Origin of the sequence: Tsukamurella tyrosinosolvens (assembly GCF_900104775.1) — a bacterium.
Lineage (GTDB): Bacteria > Actinomycetota > Actinomycetes > Mycobacteriales > Mycobacteriaceae > Tsukamurella > Tsukamurella tyrosinosolvens.
Map to the genome: position 1 here is coordinate 4,875,567 of NZ_FNSA01000003.1, position 17,633 is coordinate 4,893,199.

Below are 17,633 nucleotides of genomic sequence, written 5' to 3' on the forward strand. Positions count from 1 at the left end.
GGTCCGCCGGGTCGCGTCACCCGACGGTGACGGTGATCGTCCGCTCAGCGGTGGGCTCGTTCAGCTTGGTGGTGTCGACCTTGAGCACTTCGAGGCTGTCCTGCAGGCCGTTGGCGAGGACCTTCGCCTTGAGCTGGAACGGCGTCTTCGGCCCCGCGATGCCGGCCAGGCCGAAGTCGCTGTCGTTGGCGATGAACAGGGTCTTGCCCCCGTCGGGCGAGGCGAGGCCCTCCACCTTGTCGTGGCCGAAGAACTTCCCGGCGGGGTTGAGCTTGTCGACGAGGCCGCTGAGGTCGAGGGCCACCGTCTTGCGGACCGGTGTGATGCCCGCGCCCTTGAGCGCGGTCTCCGCCTCCGCGGTGCCGGTCACGCCGGCGATGGTCTCGGGGTTCTGCTCGCCGAGCGGGGTCGCGCCGTCGAGGCTGATCCGGTAGATCGTCTTGTTCGCCTTGGGCGCGGCCTTCCCGTCGCGCTCGTCGACGAGGAACTCGGTGTCGGAGATCGCGGTGATCTCGGAGACGGCCTTCTTGGTGTCCTTCGGGTTGTCGAGGAGGTAGGCGTACTGCTGGACGGCCTTGGTGGCGAGGTCGATCGCGACGATGCGGGTGACGGGCACCTCCTTGGCGCTGCCGCTCAGACCGGGAACGTTCAAGGCGGACTGCATGATTCCCACCAGCCGCTTGCCGTCGGGCGTCACCGTCAGGCCCTCCATGCCCTGGTTGGGCGTGCGGCTCTTGAGAACCTCGGGCAGGCCCTTCCCCGGGAGGAGTCGCTCGAGCTCCTGGCCGTTGGCGTCGAAGTGGATGAGGAAGGGGCCGTACTCGTCGGAGACCCAGAAGGAACCGTCGGGCAGAGCGACGAGGCCCTCGGAGTCGATGCCGTGGTCGGTGGGCCGGAGTTCGACGCCGTCGAGGTCGAGCATTTTCTCGCCCGTGGGCGCGGCGGTGTCGTTCCGGCCGTTGAGCGGGCGGCCGTCGCGCCCCTTGAGCGTGATGACGCTCTGCAGCACCGCGGCGCCGTCCTCGAGCTTGAACCGGCCGATCTGCGGGGTGAAGTCGGGGGTGGCCGCGACCTTCTCGTCCTTGTTCGGGCCGTCGACGTTGGGGCCGCGGTCGGTCAAGCCGTAGAACTCGCCGGGAGCGCCCGGGACCGGCGTCCACGACGAGCCGTAGCCGCTGCCGTCGATGGAGACGCCGCCGACGGTGGCGAGCGGCGGGATGTTCGACGAGTACAGTGCGACCGCCGGCGAGACGACGGCCTTGAGCTGCACCGAGCCGGTGAACCCGGCCTTGGGCTTGAAGACGAGGGCGCCGCCCTTCGCGGCCTCGACGGTGCCGTCGGGAGTGGGCTTGACGTCGACGACCGCGCCGCCCTGCGCCAGTCCGGCGAGCTGCGCCGCGGTGATGGTGAGCGGCGAGTTCGTGCCGGTCTTCAGATCGAGCTTCGCGGCGTCCTCGCCCCCGCCCGAGGAGCAGGCGGCGAGCGCACCGCCCGCGAGGACGGCGACGAGGGCAACGGCAAGGCGGCGGTTCGAACGCATGCCCTGTGCTTACCAGACCTCCGTGAACCGCGCGTGGACGGTGATCGGCTACTCGATGCGGTTGCCCTCGGCGTCCCAGTGCTCGGCGACCTTCTTGCTGGGCTGCACGCGCGGAGGCTCGCCGGGCATCTTCGGGTAGTCGGGCGGGTAGTTCAGCTCGACGGGGTGTTGCTCCCACAGATCCAACAGGGGTGTGAGGTCGTGCGCGACCTCGTCGATGTCGGCCCACGGATTCCCGTCGGCGAGGCGCTCGGGCACGGTGAACAGGTTGAGCTCGTGCGGGTCCTTCAGCTCCGCCAGCTGATCCCAGGTGAGCGGGGTGGAGACGGTGGCGCCCTGCACGGCGCGCAGCGACCATGCGGAGGCGATGGTGCGGTCGCGGCTGTTCTGGTTGTAGTCCACGAAGATCCGCTCCCCCCGCTCCTCCTTCCACCACGCGGTGGTGACGCCGCTGTCGCGCTTCTCCAGCTCGCGGCCGAACGCGATCGCGGCGTGCCTCACGTCCACGAAGTCCCAGCGCGGCGCGATGCGGATGAAGACGTGCACGCCACGGTTGCCGGAGGTCTTGCAGTACGCCCGCAGGCCGAGGTCGTCCGCCAGCTCACGGGCGATGCCCGCGACGCGGACCGCGTCGTGGAAGTCGGTGCCCGGCTGGGGATCGAGATCGATCCGCAGCTCGTCGGGATGGTCGACATCGGCGCTGCGCACCGGCCACGGATGGAAGGTGATGGTGCCCATCTGCGCACACCACACCGGGATGGCGATCTCGGAGGGGCACAGCTCGTCGGCGGGGCGGCCGGACGGGAAGGCGATGCGCACCGTCTGCGCGTACTCGGGCGCGCCCTTCATCATCCGCTTCTGGTAGAAGCCGTCGGCGTCCTTGTCCTGCGGGCCCTGCGCGAGCCGGCCGCCGGGATGGACTCCGCCGGGCCAGCGTTCGAGCGCGGTGGGGCGGTCACCGATGGCCGCGAGCAGCGGCTCGCCGACGGCGGCGAAGTACTGCGCCACCTGAAGTTTGGACACCTCTGGCGTGAGGTCGGTGGCGGGGTAGATGATCCGGTCGGGGCTCGAGACCCGAACGGGGCGGTCACCGTCGGGCCCGGGGACGATCACCTCGGCTGCCGGGGCCTTGGCCATCACTCCCCCTCCTGCAGGACGTCGTCGAGGTCGTAGTTGACGGGGACCTCGAGCTGGTCGTAGCCGCAGCTCGACGGTTCGCGGTCGGGGCGCCAGCGCTTGAACTTGGCGGTGTGCCGCAGGCGCATGCCCTCCATCTGGTCGTAGTCGAACTCGACGACCAGCTCGGGGCGCACGGGCACCCACTCCCCCGTCTTCTCCGGGGTGGCCCAGCGGTTGGGCTCGCCCTGCACGGAGTCGGCGGTACGCATGGGCTCGAGGAGCTGCAGGTACTCCTCCCGCTTGGCGGCGGTGAAGGCACCGATGCCGCCGATCGGCAGCAGCTGCCCGTCCTGGTAGAGACCGAGCAACACCGAGCCGACGGCGTTCGGCTGCGACTTGTGCGGGCGGTACCCGATGACCACGGCCTCGCCCGTGCGGGCGTGCTTGACCTTGATCATCTCCCGCTTGCCGGGCAGGTAGTGCCCGTCGACCCGCTTGGAGATCACCCCGTCGAGCCCGGCTCCCTCGAACCGCTCGAACCAATCGGCGGCGGCATCCGCATCGGTGGTGACGCGGCTGATCTTGCAGGTCCCGGTGCCGGCGTAGGCGGAGACGAGCACCTGACGGCGCGCGCTGAAGGGCTTACCGGTGAGATCCACGTCGGCCATGGCGATCGCGTCGAAGCCGATGAAGATCGCCGGGGTCTCCTCCGAGAGCTTCGTGATGCGCGACTCGGCGGGGTGGATGCGGGCGGAGAGCGATTCCCAGTCGAGCCGCTTGCGGCCCTCGCGGTGCACGGCGACGGCGATCTCCCCGTCGAGCACGCAGCGCTCGGGGAGCTCGGCCCGGGCCGCGGCGACGACCTCGGGGAAGTAGCGGCCGAGGTCCTTGCCGCTGCGGGAGCCGATGAAGACCTCGTCGCCGTCGCGGAAGATCAGCGCGCGGAAGCCGTCCCACTTCGGCTCGTGGGAGTAGCCCTCGCCGGGCACTGCTTTCGCGGCCTTGGCGAGCATCGGGTCGAGCGGCGGGTTCACGGGGAGGTCCACGCCTCGATCCTAGGCGCGGACACCGACCAAAAGGCCGTAAGCGGGACCCCGCCACCGCGAGGCCCCGCTCCCGAGGGTCGTTCAGCCCATGCTCTTCTGGCCGTCGATGGTCTCGCGGATGATGTCGGCGTGCCCGGAGTGGTGGGCCGTCTCGCCTGCGATGTGCAGGAAGACGCGGCGGACGGTCCAGAAGACGCCGGGCGGCTGCCAGGGCGCCTCCGGCAGCTCGTAGGCGACGTCGAGGTCGAGCGTGCGCACCAGCTCATCGGTGGCGGCCGCGACCCGTTCGTGCTCGGCGAGCACGCCCTCCAGGGTCTCGCCCTCCGCCAGCCGGAAGGTGTCCTGGAAGGCGGCGATCTGCTCGGGGGTGGGGTTGTCGAAGTCGATGTCGGCGGTGGCGTGCGGCCTGCCGACGGCGAAGTCCTGCCATCCCTTCTCGACCTCGGTGACGTGCTTGATGAGGCCGCCCACGGTCAGCTCACTGACGGTGCTGCGGGTGTTGGCCTGCTCGTCGGTCAGGCCCTGTGCGGTGAAACGCAAGAAGTGGCGGCGCTCGGCGAGGAGGCTGAGGATGTCGTTGCGTTCGGCGGAGATGGTCTGTGTCTCGGTCATGTGAAGAAGGCTATGAGGTATTAGTGTCAGTTTCTGTCCTTAATGCAGAACACACTGGAAAACATGGCGAACACGAGCTCTCGAACCCTGCGGCTGCTGTCCCTCCTGCAGACCCACCGCTACTGGCCGGGCTCCGAGCTGGCCGACCGGCTCGAGGTGTCGGTGCGCACCCTGCGGCGCGACATCGAGCGCCTGCGCGACCTCGGCTACCCCGTCTCCGCGTCCCGCGGCGTCGACGGCGGCTATCAGCTGGCCGCCGGCGCCGCACTACCGCCGCTGGTCCTCGACGACGAGGAGGCGGTGGCGATCGCCGTCGGCCTGCAGACCGCGGCGCAGGGCGGGATCGCGGGCATCGCCGAGACCTCGGTGCGCGCGCTGGGCAAGGTGGCCGCGGTGATGCCGCCGCGGCTGCGCAAGCGCGTCGAGGCGTTGGGCGCCGTCACCCAACCAGCCGTCCTGACCGGCGGGCCCGCCGTCGACCCGCGGGTCCTCACCGGCCTCGCGGAGGCGTGCCGGGCGGAAGAGCGGATCGAGTTCGGCTACACGGCCGCCGACGGGGCGCGCACCGACCGCCTGGCCGAGCCGATGCGGCTCGTGCCGCTCGGGCGCCGCTGGTACCTCGTCGCCTACGACCTGTACCGCCACGACTGGCGCAGCTTCCGGCTCGACCGGATCAGCGGACCGTCGAGCACGGGCGTGCGGTTCCGGCCGCGCGACCTCCCCGCCGAGGACGCCGCCGCCTACGTGCGCGCGTCCGTCGGCCAGCGCGCGCCCGCCCATCGGATCGAGTTCCGCGTGGCCGCGCCCGTCGAGCACGTGCGCCCGCTCATCGGCCGGTACGCGCGCCTCGAGGAGGTGCCGGACGGCACCGTCGTGCGGATGGAGGCCGATTCCCTGGACTGGCCCGCGATGGCGATCGCCGTCCTCGACGCCGAGGTCACCGTCGTCGCGCCCGCGGAGCTGACGGCCCACCTGGCCCGCTGGGCCGACAATCTCTCCCGCGCGCGCTCGTAAGCTGGGGCGGTGACAGCTGGACGGTACGCGCCGAGCCCGTCGGGCGACCTGCACGTGGGCAACCTGCGGACAGCCCTGCTCGCCTGGCTCTTCGCCCGCTCGACGGGGCGGGACTTCCTGATGCGCGTCGAGGACCTGGACACCGGCCGCACGGCCGACGGTGCCGAGGCGCGACAGCTCGCCGACCTCGCCGCGCTGGGCCTGGACTGGGACGGCGAGACGGTGCGGCAGTCGGAGCGAACCGCACGCTACGCGGCGGCGCTGGAGCGGCTCGACGTCTACGAGTGCTACTGCACGCGGCGGGAGATCCTCGCCGCACCGTCGGCGCCGCACGCGCCGGAGGGCGCGTACCCGGGCACCTGCCGCGACCTCACGGAGGCCGAGCGGGTGGTCCGGCGGCGGGAGCGGCCGGCGGCGGTGCGCCTGCGCGCGACGGTCCCGTCGTTCACCGTGACGGATCTGCTGCACGGCGAGTACACCGGTGCCGTGGACGATGTCGTGCTGCGACGGGGCGACGGGACGTACGCCTACAACCTGGCCGTGGTGGTCGACGACGCCGCGCAGGGTGTCGACCAGGTGGTGCGCGGCGACGACCTGCTCTCCTCCGCGCCCCGCCAGGCGTACCTGACGACCCTCCTCGGCGGGGCGCCTCCGACCTACGCCCACGTGCCGATGGTGCTGGGGCCCACCGGCGTCCGGCTCGCGAAGCGCGACGGTGCCGTCACCCTCGCCGAGCGCGGCGGGCCGGCGGTGGTGCTCCCCGAGTTGGCCGCGAGCCTGGGGCTGCGCGGTCGCACGCCGCGCGAGATGCTCGACGACTTCGACCCCGCGCGGCTGCCGCGCGAGCCCTGGACGCTACCGCTCTGAGGCGTGCCGCCCAGCGGGAGCGGGGCCCAGCCGCGGCCGCTCGCAGATCCGCGAGTCGTGCGCGCCGGGCACGCCGGCGCCGTGCCGGACGAGGTTGCCCGCCGCGACACCGGAGGCGAACTCCCGCAGCCATCCCAGGGTCCGGTTCGTCGTCGGGGCCGCCCGGGTGCCGCCGAAGACCTTCCTCATCTGCTGAATCCTCATGTCCGAAACGCTATCCGGGCCGCGCCGCGCCGCCCAGGTGTGCGGTGCCGGAATTCCTCAAGATCCGGCCACCGTCCGGGCGGAGCTGCGCCCCACGTCGCTGCCGCGGAAGCGCTCACGGTAGGCGGTGGGAGCGAGGCCGGTCTGCCGCTTGAAGTGGTAGCGCAGCGTCTCCTCGGCGTCGAAACCCGCGCGGCCGGTGATCGCCGTGACGGAGTCGTTCGTCGTCTCCAACAACCGCATGGCGCGGTAGACCCGTTGCCGCATCAGCCATTCCAGCGGTGCGACGCCGGTGTACTGCCGGAACCGGCGGTGCAGGGTGCGGCGGGAGACGCCCGCGCGGGCCGCCATGTCGTCGAGCCCCTTGACGCCGCCGATGCCGTGCGCGAGACCCTGCAGGAAGTCGGCGAAGCGCTTGTCCATGTCGGGCCGCAGGGTGTCGATGTTGACGAACTGCGACTGATCGCCGTCGCGGTGCGGCGCGACGACGAGGCGGCGGGCCACCTCATTCGCGGTGCCGGCCCCGTGATCGGAGCGGATCAGGTGCAGGCACAGGTCCAGGCCCGCCGCGGAGCCCGCACCGGTGAGCACCGGGCCGTCCTGGATGTAGAGCTCCGAGGGCGTGACGTGCACCCGCGGGAAGCGGAACTGCAGGAGGCCCGCGTGGCGCCAGTGCGTCGTGGCCCGCCGGCCGTCGAGCAGGCCGGCCGCCGCGAGCGCGAAGGCACCCGTGCAGATCGAGACGATCCGCGCGCCGTTCGCCGCAGCCGCGCGCAGCGGCTCGTGCCACTCCGGGTTCGAATCGGTCCGCGGGTCCGACACGGCCGTGATGATGACGGTGTCGGCGCCCGCGATCTCGTCCAGTCCGTACGCCGGCCGCAGCACCGCGCCGCCGAGCGTCCGCACCCCGTCGGCCGGCCCGCAGCCGCGCACGTCGTAGCCGAGCGAGGGGAGGTCGTTCCACTCGAAGCTGAGCGCCTCCAGCACGGTGCCGTACTCGAGCATCGTCATCCCGTCGCAGACGGGCAGCGCCACCACGTGGGACATGTCCGAATCCTACGGCCGGCCCCGCCCCGCCGCGCTAGTCGGACTTGGCGAGGTGCTGCTGGGTGCCCTTGTAGTAGCGCCCCAGGAACTCCTCCTTGAAGTCCCAGTACGTCCCGTCGATCATCGACTGCCGGATCTTCGCGACCAGGGAGACGACGAACTGCTCGTTATGGATGGTGCACAGCGTGGCCGCGAGGCCCTCCTTCGCCTTGAACAGGTGATGGATGTACGCGCGGGTGTACTGCGAGGTGTAGTTCTGCGTGTCCGGGTCCAGCGGGCGGAAGTCCGTCTTGAACCGCGAATTGGTCACGTTGTAGCGGCCGTCGAGCGAGTAGATCGCGCCGTTGCGGGCCACCCGCGACGGGGAGACGCAGTCGAACGTGTCGATGCCCTGCTCCACCGCGGCGAAGATGTCGTCCGGCTCGGAGATGCCCAGCAGGTGCTTCGGCTTGTCCTCCTCGAGCTCCTGGTTCACCCAGCGCACGATGGTCGACAGGTTCGCCTTCTCCAGCGCCCCGCCGATGCCGTAGCCGCCGAAGCCGAGGCCGCCGGAGAACCGGTCCTCCTCGCTCAGCGCCCGCAGGTCGCGGGCGGCCTTGCGGCGCAGGTCCTCGTACTGCGCGCCCTGCACGACGCCCCACAGCGAGATCGCATCGTGCCGCTGCGCGGTGAGCCAGTTGTGCTCGGAGAGGCAGCGCCGCGCCCACAGGCGGGTCCGCTCCAGCGACTCCACCTGGTACGCGCGGGTGTTGTGCAGGGTGGTCAGCTCGTCGAACGCGAAGATCACGTCGGCGCCGAGCTGGTGCTGGATCTGCATCGACCGCTCCGGAGTGAACCGGTGCTCGGTGCCGTCGAGGTGGCTGAGGAAGGTCACGCCGTCGTCGTCGACGCGGGAGAGACGGTCCTTGCCCTCGGCGATCGCGTCGTCGCCCTGCAGTTCCTCGCCGCCGGTCATGTCGATGACCTTCTTGAACCCCGACCCGAGCGACATCACCTGGAAGCCACCGGAATCGGTGAAGGTGGGACCGTCCCAGTTCATGAACGCGCCGAGGCCGCCGGCCTGCTCCACGATCTCCGGTCCGGGCTGCAGGTACAGGTGGTAGGCGTTCGCCAGCACCGCCTGCGCGCCCAGCTCCGAGACCGCCTCGGGCAGTACGGTCTTCACCGTCGCCTTGGTGCCGACGGGGATGAACGCGGGGGTGAGCATCTCGCCGTGCGGCGTGAGCAGCCGGCCGGCGCGGCCGAGCGGACCGTCGGGCCCCTCGAGGCGACCCTCGATCTCGAACCGCGTGGGATCGCTGATGTGCTCGCTCTGCAGTCGCGTGCGGCTGGCCATCGACCGGTAGTCAGAGCGCAGCGCGCTGAGCTCCGCCGCGATCGCCTTGTTCTGCTCGCGCAGCTGCGCGATCTCGTCGCGGGTCCGGTCGCGCGGGCGGATCGGGCCCGTCGCGGTCTGGTCGGGGCGCGGGACGCCCGGACGCGCGACCGGGTACTCGGCGGTGTCCGGTGCGCCGGCCTCCGCCGCGTCCGCCTCCGCCGTGGCGACCTGCTCCGTGTCCGCGTACACCGGTGCCTGCTCCGTGACGTGCTCGTCGTCCTTGCCGAGGGGCAGCGGCACGGGCACCGTCGGGGCGGCCGTCGGGAGCTCGGCACCGTGGGCGGCACCGTTGGTGGTGCCGTTGGTGTGGCCGTTCACGCCGGCGTGCTCGACGCGCGCCTTGCCGCGGGCGTGGACATCGGTCGCACCGGCGGCCACGAGCTGCTCGGTGGGCACCGGGATCTCGGCCGTGATCGGCGCGGGGATCGCGGCGGTATCGGCGTTCGCGTCGCCGCGGCCGAGCTGGGCGACGAGCGCCTCGCCCTCGATGTCGACGTTCGGCAGGATCTTGTCGAGCCACTTCGGCAGCCACCACGCCCACTTGCCGAGCAGCATCATCACCGACGGGATCAGGACCATCCGCACGACGAAGGCGTCGAGCAGCACGGCCGCGGCGAGGCCGAAGCCGATCTCCTTGATGAAGACCTGCTCGTTGAGGATGAACGAGGCGAAGACCGAGATCATGATGATCGCAGCGGCGGTCACCACACGGGCGCCGTACTGCACGCCCGTCACCACGGACTGTGTGGCGTCGCCGGTGTGCACGAACTCCTCGCGCATCCGGGAGACGAGGAAGACCTGGTAGTCCATCGCGAGGCCGAAGACGATGCCGATCAGGAAGATCGGCAGGAACGAGACCAGCGGCTGCGTGTTGTCGATGAGGCCGAGGGCACCGTCGGTGAAGATCGCGGAGGTGACGCCGAACGTGGCGACGACGGACAGCAGGAAGCCCAGAACCGCGGTGAGCGGCACCAGGATCGAGCGGAAGGCGACGAGCAGCAGCAGGAACGCCAGACCCACGACGATTCCGAGGTAGATCCACAGCGCGTCGCCGAGTTTCTCCGAGATGTCCATCTCGATGGCCGTGCTGCCCGCGACGCCGAGGTCCACGCCGAGCCGCGCCTTCGTGCCGGCGTCACCGTTGGTCATGGTGCGGAGCTTGGTGACCAGCGTCTTGGTGTCGTCGTCGTTCGGGCCGGACTTGGGCGTCACCATGATGGTGGCGGCCTTGTTGTCCTGCGCGAGTTGGGCGAGCTGCGCGTTCGCGATGAGCGGCGCGATGTTGGGGTTGGTGTTGAGCTGGTCGACGATCTGCTTGTAGGCGCCCAGGCGCTGGTTCGGCTGGGCCCCGGCACCGTCGACCGCGACGAGGAGGGTGCCGTTGGCGCCCTTGCCCCAGGCGTCGGAGATGAGGTCGTAGGCCTGGCGCTCCGACGTGCTCTTCTCGCTCATGCCCGAGCCGGGCAGGGCGGTCTTCATGTCCTTCATCGGGATGGCGAGGATGCCGAGGATGGCGACGCCCGCGACGAGGGTCACGACGGGAACCTTCTTGACCAGGTTGGCCCAGCGCAGGCCGTTGGCGACGCGGCCCTCGCCCTGGTCCGTGTCCTGCGGATGCAGGCCCTTGACCCGGCCGGCGAAGACCTTGGAGCCGAACAGGCCCAGCAGGGCCGGGAGCAGCGTCAGCGCCACGATGACGGCGATGAACACGCCCCACGCGGCGGCGACGCCCATCTGACCGAGGAAGTCCATGCCGATGAAGGCGAGCGCGGCGAGCGCGATGATCACCGTCAGGCCGGCGAAGATCACGGCGGTGCCGGCGGTGCCGACGGCGATGCCCGCGGCCTCGGCCCGCTGCTCCTTGGTGGTGGCGCCGAGGCGCCGCAGTTCGTGCCGGTACCGGGACACGATGAACAGCGCGTAGTCGATGGTGACGGCCAGGCCGATCATCGAGGTCAGGACCGTGGGGAAGGTGCCGAGCTCGATGAAGTGCGAGGCGATCATGACGCCGCCGATGGCCACCGGGACCGCGATGATCGCGTTCAGCAGCGGCAGGCCCCAGGCGACGAGCGAGGCGAAGGTGATGATCAGGACGATCGCCGCGACGATCATGCCGATGATCTCGCTGGTCATGCCCATGTCCTCGGCACCGCGGGCGGCGGAACCGTCGGCCTCGACCTGCAGCGTGCCGTTCGACGCGGCCTCGCCGGCCTCGCGGGCCTTCTTGATGTCCTCGGACAGGGTGTCCGGCAGCTCCGTGACCTTGCCGACGAAGTCGACCGTGATCTTGGCGGTCTTGCCGTCGGGGCTCACCGACGAGGTGGCCGCCGCGTCGGCGTCCTTCTGCGCCTGCGTCTTGGTCGACGCGATGTCCTTGCCCTGCGCCGCGACCGCCTCGAGCTTCGAGCGCTGCTCCGGCGTCAGCGCGTCGGTGTCCAGCTTGCCCGTCGGGTTGTGCAGGAGCTCCGGATCCTGGACCACGGAGACCTGACGGCCGTCCTGGTCCTTGGTGAGGTTCTTGAGGTCGGCGATCGTGCGGTCGATGCCCGCCGCGGCCGCCGGATCGGTGAGCTTGCCGTCCTTGGTGTGGAAGACGATGGTCGCCGAGGCGGTGGTGAACGGGTCGCCGCCGCTGTCGCCGAAGTTCTCGGAGACGATGTCCGTCGCCTTCGCCGAGGGAAGACCCGGCAGGGAGAAGTTGTCGACCGTGGCGCCCTTGAGAAGCGCGCCGCCGGTGAGCATGCCGGCGAAGATCAGCAGCCACGCCACGATGACTTTGAAGCGGTTGAGGTAGGCGAACCTCCCCAGCCGGTACAGGAACAGTGCCATGCGAGTCACTCCAGGTCGTCGAGGCGCGACGGGCTGCGCGATACGGGTCGCTGTCGAGTGTACCGATCGTTGCCGCCCGCAATAATGTCGCTGACCGGCACTTTTGTGAGGCTCATCACCAGTTCGCGGGTAGCGTGCAGGGCATGACCGCATTTCAGCACTTCGCAACGCCTGTCACAGCCGTCGCAACTGCAACAGTGTGCGGCCTGCTCCTCGCGGGCTGCGGCAGTTCCTCCGACCCGGCCGCGAGCCCCGCGCCGTCCGGCGCACCGTCGGCCACGACGACGGTGGCCGAGACCCGCGCCGAGATGTGCGGGCAGACCCGCGGCCCCGACGGCGCCCTGTACGTGCACGCGCTGGGCACCACGAAGGTCGACTGCGCCGAGGCCATGCGCGTCGCCAACGCCTTCGGACCGCAGATCGCGATGGCGAAGCCCGCCACCGTCGAGGGCTGGAACTGCACGTTCCCGCAGACCCCCGGCATGCTCGCGCGCTGCGACAGCGGCGACAAGGCGATCGGCTTCTTCAGCTCCCACTGACGGCCGCGAGCGCGGCGGCCTCGCCCTCGGGCAGGTCGATCGCGAAGGTCTCGGCGAGGATCGCCCGACGGTCCGCCGCCGCGTACGGCACGGACTCCTTGCCCCCGTCGGGGCGGGTCGTGATCACCGCGTCGCGCGTGAGGACGCGCCGCTCACCGGGCCGGTTGACCACGGCCATGAGCCGCCCGCGGAACGGCGAGTGCGGCGAGGTCGCCACGTAGAAGTTCGTCATCCGCAGGTCGGACCACGTGCGGTCGGTGAGCGCGAACCGGTACTGGGGCCGCCACTGCCCCGAGCTCGGGTCGAGGAAGTCGAGCCGCCACTCCTCGCCGAAGCCGACGGTCTCGGCGGTGAGCCGGTAGCGCCAGCCGCCGGCGTCCTGCTCCAGGCCGCTCTCCAGCCGGAGCGGCGCGAGCGGGACGGCGCCGAAGCCGACCTCCGCGAGGTGCGGCGCACCGTCGACCTCCACGACGAGCAGGGCGTGCGTGCTCGCCGACGGGCGGCCGTCGACCAGAACCCGCCCGGACGCGGCGCCGAACCGGAAGCCCGTGCGCTGCAGGACCGCGGCGAGCAGCGGGACGTGGCCCGTACAGCCGTAGCCGCGGCGGCCGTCGATCATCCGCCGCTGCAGGGCGTCGACGGTGAGCTCGCCCGGGACACCCCGGACGGCGTCGAAGTTCTCCCACGGCAGGGTGGTCGCGTGCGCCCGGACCAGCGCGGACAGGCCGGTGAGGTCGGGCGTCGGCGGGTCGCTCAGGCCGACGCGCTCCAGGTACCGCGGCAGGTCGAGGGCGGGCGCGCCCCAGGCACCGTCGTCGTTCATCGTTTCCTCCTGAAAAGAACCCCGGATCATGGTGCCTCACCCGTGCGGACTACGCAGGTCCACCCGCGCGGGTGATCCTCCGCCGCGGGCTCCGTCCCTAGCGTTTCCCGCATGAAGAAACTGCTGGTGGGCGCCCTGCTGGTGCTCGTCTTCCTCGCCTACTCCCTTCCCCCATACCTCACGGGCGGCAGCCGGGTGCCGCTCGACGACCAGCCGAACTGGTACTACGGGCTGCTCGTCGGGCACATCCTGCTCGGCTCCGTCGCGATGCTCGCCGGGCTGGTGCAGCTGGGCCGCCGCTGGTTCGCGAAGTACCACTGGATCGCGGGCCGGATCTACGTCGCGTGCGCGCTGCCCGTCGGGCTCGCGGCCATCGCGATCGGCACGGTGACGCCGTTCGGGCCGGTCAACGCCGCGTCCAACGTGACGCTGGGCTCGCTGATGCTGCTGTTCACGGCGCTCGGTGTGCGGGCGATCGTCGGCGGCGACGTGGCGGCCCACCGTCGCTGGATGCTGCGCAGCGCGGCGCTCATGTACTCGGTGATCATCAACCGGATCCTGGGCCCGATCTCGTTCCTCGTCCTCGACGCCGCCGGGGTGCCGGAGTCCTTCATGGACTCGTGGGGGCCGGCGATCGTCGCGTGGCCGAGCTGGCTGATCGCGATCGGCTTCTGCGAGTGGTGGCTGCGGCGAACCCCGCGGCGCCGCACGCCGGGCACCCGGGCCCGGAACGGGAAAGACCCCCTCCGACCGGGGTCGGAGAGGGTCTCTCTCAGCGGTGGCGGAGGGATTTGAACCCTCGGTACGGGGTTACCGCACACAGCATTTCGAGTGCTGCACCTTCGGCCGCTCGGACACGCCACCGTCGCGAAACTTTACCGGAAGACGACTCAGGCGTTAAATCGGCAGGTCAGGAGCGGTGCGGCCGGAAGAAGTCGTGCAGCAGCGCGGCACACTCGGCCTCCCGGACGCCGCCGCGCACGGTGACCCGGTGGGTGACGCGGGGGTCGCGGACCACGTCCCACACCGAGCCGACCGCGCCGGTCTTGGGCTCGAAGGCGCCGAAGACGAGGTGGCCGATGCGGGCCGAGACCAGCGCCCCGGCGCACATGGCGCAGGGCTCCAGGGTGACGGCCAGGGTGCAGCCCTCGAGCCGCCAGCCGTCGCCGAACGTCGCGGCCGCCTCGCGGATCGCGAGGATCTCGGCGTGGGCGGTCGGGTCGCCGAGCTGCTCCCGACGGTTCCCGGCGAGCGCGAGCACGGCACCGTCGGGCCCGATCACCGCAGCACCGACCGGCACGTCGTCGGGGCCCGCGAGCCGCGCGGCCTCGAGCGCGAAGCCCATCGCCGTGCGCTCGGCGTCCAGCAGCGCCACTAGCCCAGCGCGTCGAGGATCACGCCCAGCTCGGCGTCGAACCGGAGGCGCTCCGCGATCACCTGGAGCTGCTCGTCGGGGTAGAGATCCGGGTCGGCGAGCAGCACGCTCAGCTCCTGCTCGCCGAGGCCGAGATCACCGAGGATGCCGAGGTCGCCCTCGGGCCACGGGTCGGTGTCCTCGATCTCCTCGGGGTCGATGTCCGGCACGTCGACGTCGAGCCGATCCAGCGCCTGCACGGCGAGTTCGTCGAAGACGGCGGCGGTCGCGTCGGAGAGCAACAGCCGCGTGCCCGACGGGCCGGGCCGCACGATGACGAAGTACTCGTCGTCCACGTTGAGCAGCCCGATCACGGCGCCGGTCGCGCGCAGCGCCTTGAGCTCCTGCTCGGCCTTGGCGATACTGCCGAGGGCCCCGGGGTCGAGCAGGTGCACCGTCCAGGCGGTCTCCCCGCGGATCACGGCCACGGCGTAGCCGTCGGTGTCGTCGTAACGCTCCGGTGAGGTCTCTGCGGCCATGTGTTGAACCGTATCCGTAAACGCGCGTCCGCGACACGTCTCATACGGCTTCCTCACACCGCTGTGGAACGCTAGCGGGGTGTCCACACCTCATTCCGGCGTCCCCGTGTGCGTCCTCGGCCTCGGCCTGATCGGCGGATCGATCCTCCGCGCCCTCGGCCGCACGGGACGCCCCGCCTACGGCTGGAACCGCTCGGCCGCCGCCGTCGACGACGCCGGAGCCGCCGGCTTCGACGCCTCGTCGGACCTCGCCGCGACCCTGCGTCGCGCGGAGGAGGGCGGGCACGTCGTCGTGGTCGCGGTGCCCGTCCCCGCGCTCGACGGGGTGCTCGCCGCCGTCGCGGAGCACGCCCCGAACGCCTGGCTGACCGACGCGGTGAGCGTCAAGGGCGACGTCGCGCGGCGGGTCGCCGCCGCCGGCCTGACGGGGCGGTACGCGGGCGGCCACCCGATGGCCGGGACCGCCTTCTCCGGCTGGGAGGCCACCGACGCCGCGCTGTTCGACGGCGCGACCTGGGTGGTCACCGCCGACGACGAGACCCCGGCGGACGCCTGGCGCCTCGCCGCGAGCGTCGGGCTGGACTGCGGGGCGGCCATCGTGCCCGCGGGATCCACCGAGCACGACGCTGCCGTCGCGCGGATCTCGCACTCCGTGCACGTGGTGGCCGAGGCCGTCGCGATCACCGCCGAGCTCGACCCGGCCGCGAAGCAGCTGGCCCTCTCGCTGGCCGCGAGCAGCTTCCGCGACGTCACGCGCGTGGCGGGCACGGCCCCGTCGCTGGTGAACGCGATGTGCGAGGCGAACGCCCCGGCACTCCTCGACGCGCTCGACGACACCATCGCGGAACTGCGGGCCGCGCGGGCGGAGCTCGCCGAACGGGGCACCGTCGGCGCGATCACCGAGCGCGGCTACGCGGCGCGCCGGAGGTACGAGAACGCCCGCCGCACCCCGTTCTCCCCCGTGCTCGACGGGGCGGGGTGGCAGCGGGCGCTGCGCGAGGCCGGCCACGCCGGGGGCGTGGTCACGGCACTCGACTGACTACTCGACGCGGCTCGACAGGCCCGGGTAGTCGACGATGAAGCCGTCGGCGTCGACGGACACCTTCGAGCTGCTGATCGGGGAGATCACCGTGATGCCGTCGGCGGCACCGTCGTAGTTGATGACCGTCTCCTTGACCGCGAGGCTGGGCAGGTCGACGTACACGACCGGCACGTCGATCTCCTCGGGGTGGCTCTGCAGGTCGAACCGTCGGATCGTGAGGGCGTTGAAGAACGCGGACTTGAGCACGTCGACGCTGAGCGCACCGGAGAAGAAGCCGCGCTCGGAGCCCTGCGCGCCCTGCACGAGCCAGTGGTTCTCGCCGTCGCGCGCGATCGTCACCTGCGCCTCGCCGGCCTCGGTGAGGGCGTGCACGGAGAGCCGCTTGGTGACGCCCTCGTCGTCGGTGACCAGGTCGTACGAGGCGTTGAAGGCCGGGCCCTCGGCCGACGGGGCCGCGATGATCCGGCCGTAGGCCTTGATCCGGTCGCCCGTGAGCTGCACGCGCACCGACTCGAGGAGGTTCCCGTCCTCGGACCGCCAGGTGAGGATCCTGGGCCAGCTCGCGCCGGTGATCACGGTGGCCACTGCGTCTGCGGATGTAGGGGTACTCACGTCCCCTACGGTAACTCCTCACATAGGGCGCGAACGAACCCCTGTGGCCGGTGGACGCCCCGCGGAGCCGCTGTGCGTCCGCTCACACGGGGCGTGCCCATCGAGCCCGCTACAGGGCGGCGACGGCCTCGAGCTCGACGACCTGATCGTCGTAGCGGAGCCGGCTGACGCCGACGATCGACACGGGCGGCAGGTCCACGAAGACCTCGGCCAGCGTCTCGCCCGCGACCTGCAGGTCCACCTGCAGATGCTCGGCGACGAAGACCGTGAGCCGGGCGACGTCGGACAGCTGCGCGCCGCGCTCGCCCAGGATCACCCGGAGGTTCGCGACGGCCGCGCGGACCTGGCCCTGCACGTCGCCCGGGGCGACGGTGGTGCCGCCCTGGTCGAGCGGGGCGACGCCGGCGACGTGCAGGGTGGCGCCCGCGGGCACCGTCGCGCTGTACGCGTGCTCGACCGCCGTGGTCAGCTGGTCCGAGCCGTGGAGCTGCACCTCACCCATGATCAGGCGGCGTTCTTCTGGACGGCCGCGCCGACGCGGGGCAGCGCCGCGACGACGTTCTCCTTGGCCTTGCCGCGCAGGCTCGAGTAGGCCTTGCGCAGCGCGGGCTGGCTGGTGGACTCGGCCTTCTTGTCGGTGACGGCGAGCAGCGCGTCGCCGACGGCGTCGCCGCGGGCCGCGAGGAACTGGCCGAAGTCGCCGGGGCCCTGGGCCTGGAACTCGGTCCAGAAGGGGTCGAGCGCGGCGGCGAAGTCGGGCAGCAGCTTGGTCAGCGCCGACTCGATGACGTTCGGGGAGACCTTCTTGACCGCGGAGTACGCGGTCTTGATGACGGTGCCGGACAGCCCGCTCTTGTCCCCCACCTCGGCTTCGACGACCGACGCGAAGTCGGCGACGACGGCCGGCTGGCGCGCGGGATCGAGGAGCGTGGTGGTCAGCGACATGGGGTACCTCCGGGTGTGGCTCGGGCGATTGCGAGAACGAGCTTATCGGGCCTCCCGGCGGCGTGTGGGGTGCTGCATCCGCGCTGATCGGGACCTGCCGGGAATGCAACTGTTCTGCATCGG

18 protein-coding genes, 1 tRNA gene and 1 pseudogene are annotated in these 17,633 nt (G+C 71.5%); 5 read left to right on the forward strand and 15 right to left on the reverse strand.

The annotated features are described in order from the left end of the window. Positions 1–16 precede the first annotated feature (16 nt). The 4 genes from BLW32_RS26115 to BLW32_RS26130 all read right to left on the reverse strand — a co-directional run bounded on the left by BLW32_RS26115 (position 17) and on the right by BLW32_RS26130 (position 4,317). Positions 17–1,540, reverse strand: a complete 1,524-nt coding sequence (locus BLW32_RS26115) for an esterase-like activity of phytase family protein (RefSeq protein ID WP_068742425.1) — start codon at positions 1,538–1,540, stop codon at positions 17–19. A gap of 48 nt (positions 1,541–1,588) precedes the next feature. Continuing rightward, positions 1,589–2,677, reverse strand: coding sequence for a DNA polymerase domain-containing protein (locus BLW32_RS26120; protein WP_068742426.1), 1,089 nt, complete (start codon positions 2,675–2,677; stop codon positions 1,589–1,591). Further along, on the reverse strand, positions 2,677–3,705 hold the full coding sequence (locus BLW32_RS26125; RefSeq protein WP_068742427.1) for an ATP-dependent DNA ligase: 1,029 nt from the start codon (positions 3,703–3,705) through the stop codon (positions 2,677–2,679). Before BLW32_RS26125 ends, BLW32_RS26120 begins: the two co-directional genes overlap by 1 nt. Positions 3,706–3,786: 81 nt before the next feature. Next, a complete protein-coding gene (locus BLW32_RS26130; protein WP_068742428.1) occupies positions 3,787–4,317 on the reverse strand; it encodes a DinB family protein in 531 nt (176 codons plus the stop codon). A gap of 63 nt (positions 4,318–4,380) precedes the next feature. Between BLW32_RS26130 and BLW32_RS26135 the strand changes: the two genes are divergently transcribed. Together BLW32_RS26135 and gluQRS are read left to right on the forward strand one after the other, a co-directional pair. Further along, a complete protein-coding gene (locus BLW32_RS26135; protein WP_068742429.1) occupies positions 4,381–5,331 on the forward strand; it encodes a helix-turn-helix transcriptional regulator in 951 nt (316 codons plus the stop codon). A 9-nt stretch (positions 5,332–5,340) separates the two neighbouring features. Beyond that, the gene (gluQRS, locus tag BLW32_RS26140; protein WP_068742430.1) at positions 5,341–6,198 is read left to right on the forward strand and encodes a tRNA glutamyl-Q(34) synthetase GluQRS; all 858 of its coding nucleotides are present in this window, start codon (positions 5,341–5,343) and stop codon (positions 6,196–6,198) included. Here gluQRS and BLW32_RS26145 read toward each other — a convergent pair. The 4 genes and pseudogenes from BLW32_RS26145 to BLW32_RS26835 form a co-directional block, all read right to left on the reverse strand. Further along, positions 6,187–6,402: a hypothetical protein gene (locus BLW32_RS26145; RefSeq protein WP_139286322.1), complete on the reverse strand. Its 216-nt coding sequence runs from the start codon at positions 6,400–6,402 to the stop codon at positions 6,187–6,189. The genes gluQRS and BLW32_RS26145 overlap by 12 nt on opposite strands. Before the next feature lie 57 nt (positions 6,403–6,459). Next, positions 6,460–7,449, reverse strand: a complete 990-nt coding sequence (locus BLW32_RS26150) for a GlxA family transcriptional regulator (RefSeq protein WP_068742432.1) — start codon at positions 7,447–7,449, stop codon at positions 6,460–6,462. 34 nt (positions 7,450–7,483) lie between these two features. Beyond that, positions 7,484–8,785, reverse strand: a complete 1,302-nt coding sequence (tgt, locus tag BLW32_RS26830) for a tRNA guanosine(34) transglycosylase Tgt (protein WP_082791514.1) — start codon at positions 8,783–8,785, stop codon at positions 7,484–7,486. 576 nt (positions 8,786–9,361) lie between these two features. Next, positions 9,362–11,809 (reverse strand): annotated as a pseudogene (locus tag BLW32_RS26835) (MMPL family transporter); the annotation flags it as partial. Between BLW32_RS26835 and BLW32_RS26160 the strand changes: the two are divergent. Continuing rightward, positions 11,800–12,195 carry a hypothetical protein gene (locus BLW32_RS26160; RefSeq protein ID WP_139286323.1) on the forward strand — a complete coding sequence of 132 codons (396 nt, stop codon included), beginning with the start codon at positions 11,800–11,802 and terminating at the stop codon, positions 12,193–12,195. The pseudogene BLW32_RS26835 and the gene BLW32_RS26160 sit on opposite strands and share 10 nt — an antisense overlap. Here the strand turns inward: BLW32_RS26160 and BLW32_RS26165 are convergent. Further along, entirely contained in the window at positions 12,182–13,018 is an 837-nt protein-coding gene (locus BLW32_RS26165) for an arylamine N-acetyltransferase family protein (RefSeq protein WP_068742435.1), read from the reverse strand. The genes BLW32_RS26160 and BLW32_RS26165 overlap by 14 nt on opposite strands. Before the next feature lie 111 nt (positions 13,019–13,129). Between BLW32_RS26165 and BLW32_RS26170 the strand changes: the two genes are divergently transcribed. Next, positions 13,130–13,813, forward strand: a complete 684-nt coding sequence (locus BLW32_RS26170) for a DUF2306 domain-containing protein (protein ID WP_074850857.1) — start codon at positions 13,130–13,132, stop codon at positions 13,811–13,813. Here BLW32_RS26170 and BLW32_RS26175 read toward each other — a convergent pair. From BLW32_RS26175 to BLW32_RS26185, 3 genes are all read right to left on the reverse strand, one after another. Continuing rightward, positions 13,795–13,882: transfer RNA gene (locus tag BLW32_RS26175), tRNA-Ser, on the reverse strand. The genes BLW32_RS26170 and BLW32_RS26175 overlap by 19 nt on opposite strands. Positions 13,883–13,928: 46 nt before the next feature. After that, positions 13,929–14,363 carry a nucleoside deaminase gene (locus tag BLW32_RS26180; protein WP_068526294.1) on the reverse strand — a complete coding sequence of 145 codons (435 nt, stop codon included), beginning with the start codon at positions 14,361–14,363 and terminating at the stop codon, positions 13,929–13,931. 29 nt (positions 14,364–14,392) lie between these two features. Next, complete coding sequence (locus BLW32_RS26185; RefSeq protein ID WP_068526031.1) at positions 14,393–14,911, reverse strand: tRNA adenosine deaminase-associated protein; 519 nt, start codon at positions 14,909–14,911, stop codon at positions 14,393–14,395. 79 nt (positions 14,912–14,990) lie between these two features. Between BLW32_RS26185 and BLW32_RS26190 the strand changes: the two genes are divergently transcribed. After that, the gene (locus BLW32_RS26190; protein WP_068627307.1) at positions 14,991–15,950 is read left to right on the forward strand and encodes a prephenate dehydrogenase; all 960 of its coding nucleotides are present in this window, start codon (positions 14,991–14,993) and stop codon (positions 15,948–15,950) included. Here the strand turns inward: BLW32_RS26190 and BLW32_RS26195 are convergent, their stop codons facing one another. From BLW32_RS26195 to BLW32_RS26205, 3 genes are all read right to left on the reverse strand, one after another. Next, entirely contained in the window at positions 15,951–16,565 is a 615-nt protein-coding gene (locus BLW32_RS26195; RefSeq protein ID WP_225536096.1) for a putative glycolipid-binding domain-containing protein, read from the reverse strand. Positions 16,566–16,674: 109 nt separating this feature from the next. Further along, complete coding sequence (locus tag BLW32_RS26200; protein ID WP_068526033.1) at positions 16,675–17,067, reverse strand: RidA family protein; 393 nt, start codon at positions 17,065–17,067, stop codon at positions 16,675–16,677. Positions 17,068–17,069: 2 nt separating this feature from the next. Further along, positions 17,070–17,510 (reverse strand): DUF6918 family protein, encoded by a 441-nt coding sequence (locus BLW32_RS26205; protein WP_068526034.1) that lies wholly within the window; start codon positions 17,508–17,510, stop codon positions 17,070–17,072. Positions 17,511–17,633 lie beyond the last annotated feature (123 nt).